Annotated in this window: 4 protein-coding genes; 3 read left to right on the plus strand and 1 reads right to left on the minus strand. The window is 38.1% G+C overall.

Annotation, left to right across the window (positions count from 1 at the left end):
• Window positions 1-187 precede the first annotated feature (187 nt).
• Complete coding sequence (locus IOC57_RS18920) at window positions 188-1669, minus strand: aldehyde dehydrogenase family protein (protein WP_207440144.1); 1482 nt, start codon at window positions 1667-1669, stop codon at window positions 188-190.
• Between the two features lie 522 nt (window positions 1670-2191).
• Here IOC57_RS18920 and IOC57_RS18925 point away from each other — a divergent pair.
• From IOC57_RS18925 to IOC57_RS18935, 3 genes are all read left to right on the plus strand, one after another.
• The gene (locus IOC57_RS18925; protein WP_207440145.1) at window positions 2192-4042 is read left to right on the plus strand and encodes a sigma-54-dependent Fis family transcriptional regulator; all 1851 of its coding nucleotides are present in this window, start codon (window positions 2192-2194) and stop codon (window positions 4040-4042) included.
• A 217-nt stretch (window positions 4043-4259) separates the two neighbouring features.
• A complete protein-coding gene (locus IOC57_RS18930; RefSeq protein ID WP_207440146.1) occupies window positions 4260-5390 on the plus strand; it encodes a histidine kinase N-terminal domain-containing protein in 1131 nt (376 codons plus the stop codon).
• A 665-nt stretch (window positions 5391-6055) separates the two neighbouring features.
• Window positions 6056-7477: an APC family permease gene (locus IOC57_RS18935; RefSeq protein WP_396020862.1), complete on the plus strand. Its 1422-nt coding sequence runs from the start codon at window positions 6056-6058 to the stop codon at window positions 7475-7477.
• The last annotated feature ends 91 nt before the right edge of the window (window positions 7478-7568 follow it).

The following is a 7568-nucleotide window of genomic DNA, read 5'->3' on the forward strand; positions in this document are numbered from 1 at the left end:
GAGACCTTTCGAAAATGAAAGGTCTCTTTTTGTCCATGCCTCAATGATAAAAGTTATAAAACAAAAAAAGGTGTACCAAAGTACGCACTTTGGTACACCTTTTTACGAATATTTAAGGAATCGACAACATGCATGTCAATCACGATATTTTTAGCCAAAATAATATCTGGAGCGATTACTCTTATCGTTAGTTTAAGTTAATCCATACACTTTTTACTTCCGTATAATTATCCAAAGCATAACTGCCCATTTCCCGTCCGATTCCACTTTGCTTATAACCGCCAAATGGTGAAGCTGCATCGAAGGCGTTATAACAGTTTACCCAAACTGTACCTGCCTTTAATTCATTAGCCACATAATGGGCTTTTTTTACATCTTGTGTCCATAAACCAGCAGCCAATCCATATTCAGAGTTATTTGCACGGTTTATCACATCATCCAAATCGTCAAATGGCATGGCAGCTACAACAGGACCGAAGATTTCTTCTTTTGCGATTGTCATTTCATCTTCAACGCCTGCAAATATTGTAGGTGCTACAAAATAACCCTCTCCTTGTCCGTAATTGCCCCCGGTAACCACTTCGGCTCCTTCAGACTTGCCTTTTTCAATATAACTTCCCACTCTTTCCAATTGATCACTGGATACCAAAGGCCCTATCTGAGTAGATGGATCAAGACCCGCCCCTTGTTTTATGTTTTTTGCATGTGACACTAAGTCGGCTACCACGTTGTCATAGGATTTCTTTTGAATGTACAGGCGGGAACCGGCACAGCAAACTTGTCCTTGATTAAACATGATGCCCATTAAGGCACCAGGAATGGCTTTACTCATATCTGCATCCGGTAAAATGATATTAGGTGATTTTCCGCCTAATTCCAACGAGATTTTTTTCACAGTTCCCGAAGCTTGGCGCATGATCATTTTCCCTACTGAGGTTGAACCGGTAAAGGCAATTTTATCGACATCTGGATGGTCTACAAGCGGTGACCCTGCTGTTTCCCCAAATCCAGGTATGACATTAAGAACGCCAGGAGGAAAACCTGCTTCAAGCGCCAATTGACCTAAATATAATGCTGAAAGCGGCGTTTGCTCCGCTGGTTTTAAAACGATCGTACATCCGGTTGCTAGGGCTGCGCCTAATTTCCATGCTGCCATAAGCAGTGGGAAATTCCAAGGGATGATCTGCCCTACCACTCCAACCGCTTCATGACGGGTATAGTTGAAGTAATTCCCAGCAACAGGTATTGTTTGTCCTACTATCTTAGTGGTCCATCCAGCATAATAACGGAAGTGATCGATTGCAAGCGGGACATCGGCATTAGTGGTTTCTCCAATTGGCTTGCCATTATCCAGGGTATCCAATTGTGCTAACGCCTCTTTGTGTTCCTCCATGAGGTCCGCTAATTTATAAATGAGGCGACTGCGTTCTGATGCACTCATTTTTTTCCAGGGACCGCTGTCGAAAGCCTTACGGGCTGCTTTGACAGCTTTATCTACATCTTCCGGACCTGCTTCACTCACAACCGCTAAAACCTTGCCGTTTGAAGGATCGAGAGTCTCAAAGGTTTTTCTTGAAGCAGCTTCCACCAATTCCCCATTAATCAAAAGCTTTTTAGTGCCCTTCAAGAATTCTTGCACCCGTGGATTTAGTCTAATTGTTTGTTCCATGTATAATACCCCTTTTCATTTGGATTTTAAGTTCGATCATAAAATTCTGTGCAATGGCGTTACTCTAAGTAAAAGGATCATGTATAAGCTTATGGTTTCGATACAATTCCCTTTAGCTGCCTTGCAGCCTGTCTGAATATCATTAAAAACGGGATTACTTGATTCGTTCCCTCCCCCCTTATCAAAAAGGAGTCAATTTCTCGACATATATTAATTATGCAAGTCTTATGCCAATAACAAAAAACCAATGAAACCAGTTAAAGAAGGATGGTAGAGGAATATGGGAATGTGCCTTTCTGTTCCATATTGGAACAGTCAGGTGTTTCAATATGGAACAGAAAAGTGAAGTAGTTCGCAGATGGCTGTTTTCATTTTGGAGGATATCTGAATTTTCTGTTATAATTAAATTGAATGAATGAATCCAAAATGCTCTGAAATTTTGGATTGCATAGAATTTCATTAATGAAATTGAATAAAAACAGTGGCCATTTTACTGGATTATACATACGGGAGGATTATTCAATGTCTGTTAATATTAGCGCGGATAAAGGAACCATACCGGCATTTATTCAAGAATCGTGGCAGCGCTGCATTTCTAAGGGGCTTCAGCCAAGCATGATGGATAAGGAAGATATGCTTGGTGCATTTGAGTTGGCCGAATACCACGATCGATACGCAGAACTCCTGTACCATTCTTCCCCTATTTTAGAAGAAGTTTATCGGTCGATTAATGGTTTGGAGTCCATATTATTACTTGCTGCTCCTGAAGGATATATCATCGAAACAGTTGGAGATCCAGCTTTCATTCGCCATACAGATAATGTTTCCCTTAGAAAAGGGGCCAATTGGCTAGAGGAATCAAAAGGAACAAATGCAATAGGAACTGCCATAGTAGAGAAAAACCCAGTATTGATTCATGGCAGTCAACACTTTCATCAGGATAACCATTTCCTTACTTGTGCAGCATCGCCCATTTATCATCCCGATGGGTATCTGCTCGGTGTTTTGAACTTAAGCAGTCATCAACAGAATTATCATCCTTTTTCCATTAGTTTAGTTCAGAGGGTGGCTGATAGCATCAAACAAGCACTATTATTGTCCCATACACAAAAACGGGAGAAAAATCTTTATTTTATTTATGATTCATACCCTGATCCGTTAATGACCATTGATAAAGAGGGGAAAGTTACAGATCTCAATTTAGCGGCGTCGCATGTTATAGGAACATTGAAAAAACCGGTATCGAATATAATAACAGGGACAGACCCACTTGTTTTAGAACAGACGGTTTCAATTAAAGACCAGGAATTCCTGGTTCAAACCCTTGGCAATAATATAGAACATCAATCCTCCGTGATCGTACGGTTAAAAAAACAAAAGTTGATTGATGGTTTAACATCTAATCGTTATCAATTTACAGATATAATAAGTAGTGATCCGCAAATGAATCAAACCATATCCATTGCTAAAAGAGCTGCAGCGCTTGATATCAGCTTGCTAATCACTGGAGAAAGCGGAACGGGAAAAGAATTGTTCGCTCAATCCATTCATGGGGTTAGCTTAAGAAGTGATAACCCATTCATCGCCATCAATTGCAGTGCAATTCCCGAAAACTTATTGGAAAGTGAGTTATTTGGGTATGAAAAGGGGGCCTTTACTGGCGCAAAAAGCAGCGGGCATAAGGGGAAGTTCGAAGCGGCAGATGGCGGAACCCTGTTTTTGGATGAAATCGGGGATATGCCGCTTCAAGCACAAGCGACTCTGCTCCGTGTGCTTCAGGAAAGATGTGTGACGCGTGTCGGAGGACATGCTTCCATTCCCATTGATGTAAGGGTCATTGCGGCCACCAACAAAGACTTACAAAAAGAAATTGAAGCTGGTGAATTCCGAGCGGACCTATTTTTCCGCCTTTGTGGATTATCTTTAAAACTTCCAAATCTAAGGAGTCGTAAAGATATATTGCTGTTAGCGGAATACATTTTAGCGGATTTACCTTATAAGAGCGAACATACCGAACTAACTGATGAAGCTAAAACATTCATTTTGGAATATTCGTGGCCAGGAAATTTCCGTGAATTACAAAATGTACTCGGTCAGGCTGCATTCCTAGCTGATAATGGTCCGATTAGAAGGGACTTGCTTGTGGCACTTTGTCCTGTTTCTTCCGTTACACATAAGGAAGAGGCAAATGCCGATCGAGAACCTAGAAACTTTCAAGAACAAGAAACCCAGCTAATCAGAAATGCATTGGAACGAACAAATGGAAATATCAGTAGCGCCGCGAAACAACTCGGCATCGGCCGAAATACCCTTTATAGAAAAATGAAAAAAAATGGAATCAACTTTCAAAATATAAAAAAACACGAACGCTGATTCACCTTTTTATGACAATTGTAAATTCCCGACCTGAATTGGTCGGTTCTTTGTTAACGCCAGTAACTATATGCGGACCAGCATACCTTGTTTCCTTTATAAGCTGCATTTCACCTGAAAAACAATAAAATATGGAGTGCAGGAAATCTAAATCTCATATAGAATGATGTTATTGAAATAGTAACTAAAATTCCGCAAGGGATGTGTGGTCAATAGTATGAAGTTGTCATCTGAACATAAGAAATATAAACAAGTATTGATTCAATATTTGGAAGAAAATGAATCTGTGTTTTTAAATGAATGGAACGAGACGATTAAGATCAATGAAATAGACCCCTACAAAGAAAAGATTAAAGAAAATGGTTATGGGATGTACTCGCTGGTCATCCAAACGTTCAAGGAGGTATTGTCTGATAATGTGTTGATAAAATTGGCTTACCAGGTTGCCAAAGAACGTCTTGAAGCAAATATCAACATTGGGGATTTTCTATATAATATCAATTTGGGGAGAAATATCATAATCAGAAATGTTTTTGGAGCCAATATCCCAATTAATTATATGCAGCAATTCATTAATGACATCAACTTGCACTTTGATACGTTCAGCTACCATGCAGTAACGAGATATACGAATCTAACAAATGAAGTGATTGAGGAAAAAAAGTCTTATATTAGTGAAAACCACAAAGATAAATTAGCGGTACTGGGTCAGATATCATCAAGCTTTGTTCATGAGTTTCGAAACCCTCTTACAGCTATCATGGGGTTCAATAAATTACTGAAGCGGGAGAATCCTGAATTGAAATATTTGGATATCATTGATTATGAGTTAAATCAGTTGAATTTCAGGATAACCCAATTCCTCCATACCTCTAAATCTGATTTTAATGAGGAACAAAGAGAGGAAATTTCCGTGTTAAAATTAATAGAAGAAATACAAGAACTGACTTATGCAAATATTGTGGATGCCAGCGTTAATGTGGAAATAGATGTTTATCCAAACTTTGTCATGACAGCGAGCAAGGATGGGTTAAAACAAGTGTTCTTAAATCTTTTTATAAATTCCATTGATGCCTTAAAGGATAAGGAACATCCTAGAATTTTGAGGATAAACTCTATAATTGAGGAGAATGAAAGAATCATTCGAATTTCAAATAATGGACCGGCCATTGCCAGTGAATTGATCGAATCTATTTTTGAGCCATTTGTCACAACGAAGGAGTTAGGAACGGGAATTGGATTATACGTATGTAAAAAGATCATTGAAAGTAATGATGGATATATGAATTGTGTTTCCAATGAAAATTCAACCACATTCAGCATCCATTTCCCAAAAGTTCAAAACTGAATTAATTAGGGGTACATACATATCATATAGTGACTTTATATACAACATATATATACATATCGATATTTCTCGACGCTTGTACATAGATCTTTGATTAATGGCGGAAGGGCATTTGGGGTCTGCCGGTAATTTACTTAAAATCATTCTCAGTGAAAAAAAATGGAAGATGCCAAGAAATCATTATTTGGATTTTAGCATCTTTTTTTTTATCCCTGTTATTTTTCTGTATATACGTGTGTCGAAAATTTAAAAGAAAACAATTAAATTGTCATTTTTTAATTCGATTGTGAATCGAAAAGGGTAAATAATTAATATGTGAATCAAAAAATGAATTTATGATTCAGTATCGAATCGTTTTGGATTCATAAAAGCGTTAAACCCTACTAAAATAACTATTCTTTTTTTGGCATGGATATTGCTTTTATTATGTATAAATATGTATAAATTTTAGTGAGAGAGGATGTTTTTATTTGGGAAAATAGTCAGGTATAGATGTACTTGGTGGATTCAGATACATAACCAATTATTCCTTAATTTCAACACTTTATGATTCAGAAATGTCCATAAGCTCTATACATATCAACCAAACGCTTTTCTATCATTATTTCTTTGAAAAAGGTTCCTAAGTTTTTGTTTTGTACTATAGTCTTTCAAGAAAGGGATGGATTACCATTAAAGAAACTAAAAGTCTAAATAAAGTTCTTTCTAAGGTAGATATATTATTTTTGGCATTCGGGGCCATGATTGGTTGGGGTTGGGTAGTATTATCGGGTACATGGATTGAATCAGCAGGTACACTTGGAGCGATGATAGCATTTTTAATAGGTGGAGTATTGGTCACTTTTGTAGGTCTGACCTATGCAGAATTAGCTTCAGCTATGCCCGCTGCTGGAGGTGCTCTATCTTATGTATTAAGGGGCGTCGGTCCAAAAGCTGCATTTGTAGCATCATGGGCCCTCGCATTAGGTTATATATCTGTGGTTGCTTTTGAAGCGGTTGCTTTGCCAACTGTCATTGAATATGTATTTCCTGATTATAAGGTAGGATTCATGTATTCTATTACTGGATATGATGTGTATTTAACATGGGTGCTTGTTGGGGTAATAGGCTCCATTTTAGTTACACTGATTAATTATTTTGGTGTGAAATCGGCAGCCATTCTCCAAATGGTTTTAACCATTGTAATAGGTCTCATTGGTTTGATGTTAATCTTTGGAGCCGGATTCACTAGTGATTTGGGAGATGCGAAACCACTATTTTTGGATGGCACAGTAGGAATCATAGCTGTGCTGATCATGACTCCATTCATGTTTGTGGGGTTTGATGTAATTCCTCAAACAGCTGAAGAAATGAATGTTGAGCCCAAATTAATTGGGAAAATCCTTATATTCTCAGTAAGCCTTGCCGTTATCTGGTATATTGCTATTATATACGCAGTAGGAGTATCTTTAGATAAAAATATAATATCAACTTCTGTATTACCAACGGCAGATGCAATGGCCAAAGTCTATGGATCGAGCATTTTTGCAACCATCTTGATAATAGGCGGTGTTGCAGGAATTATGACGAGCTGGAATGCATTTATCATTGGAGGCAGCCGAGTTCTTTATTCAATGGCGGAAAAAAAGATGATTCCAGCTTGGTTTGGTAAATTACACCCGAAAACAAATACGCCTACAAATGCTGTATTGTTTATAGGTGCTATATCCATGATTAGTCCATTATTAGGGAGACCTATGTTAGTTTGGTTGGTGGATGCTGGCGGACTGGCTATTGTATTGGCATATTTATTCGTAGCAATTGCATTTGTTCAATTGAGAAAAAATGCTCCTGAGATGATAAGACCTTTCCGTGCTGGAAAATCAAATATCGTGGGCTGGATCGCATTGGTTCTTAGCATAGGATTTATTGCTTTATACTTACCAGGTATGCCAGCGGCTTTGATTTGGCCATATGAATGGATGATTTTTGCAGGTTGGTGGGCTATTGGTTTTCTCCTCATGTTTAAAATGAGAAAAAATTATAGTTCTGACGAAATGAAGTACAACGAAGTCCAGTTGCCAATGGAAGAGGTGAAAGAAGGGTAAAAGGACTGAATTAATCTGAGCCATTTTTGACGAAACATATGTCATAAAGATTGATTATTCTTATTAAAGTGCTGCTATTAGTGAGCAGTTC

This window comes from Bacillus sp. SD075 (assembly GCF_017355165.1).
Lineage (GTDB): Bacteria > Bacillota > Bacilli > Bacillales > DSM-1321 > Peribacillus.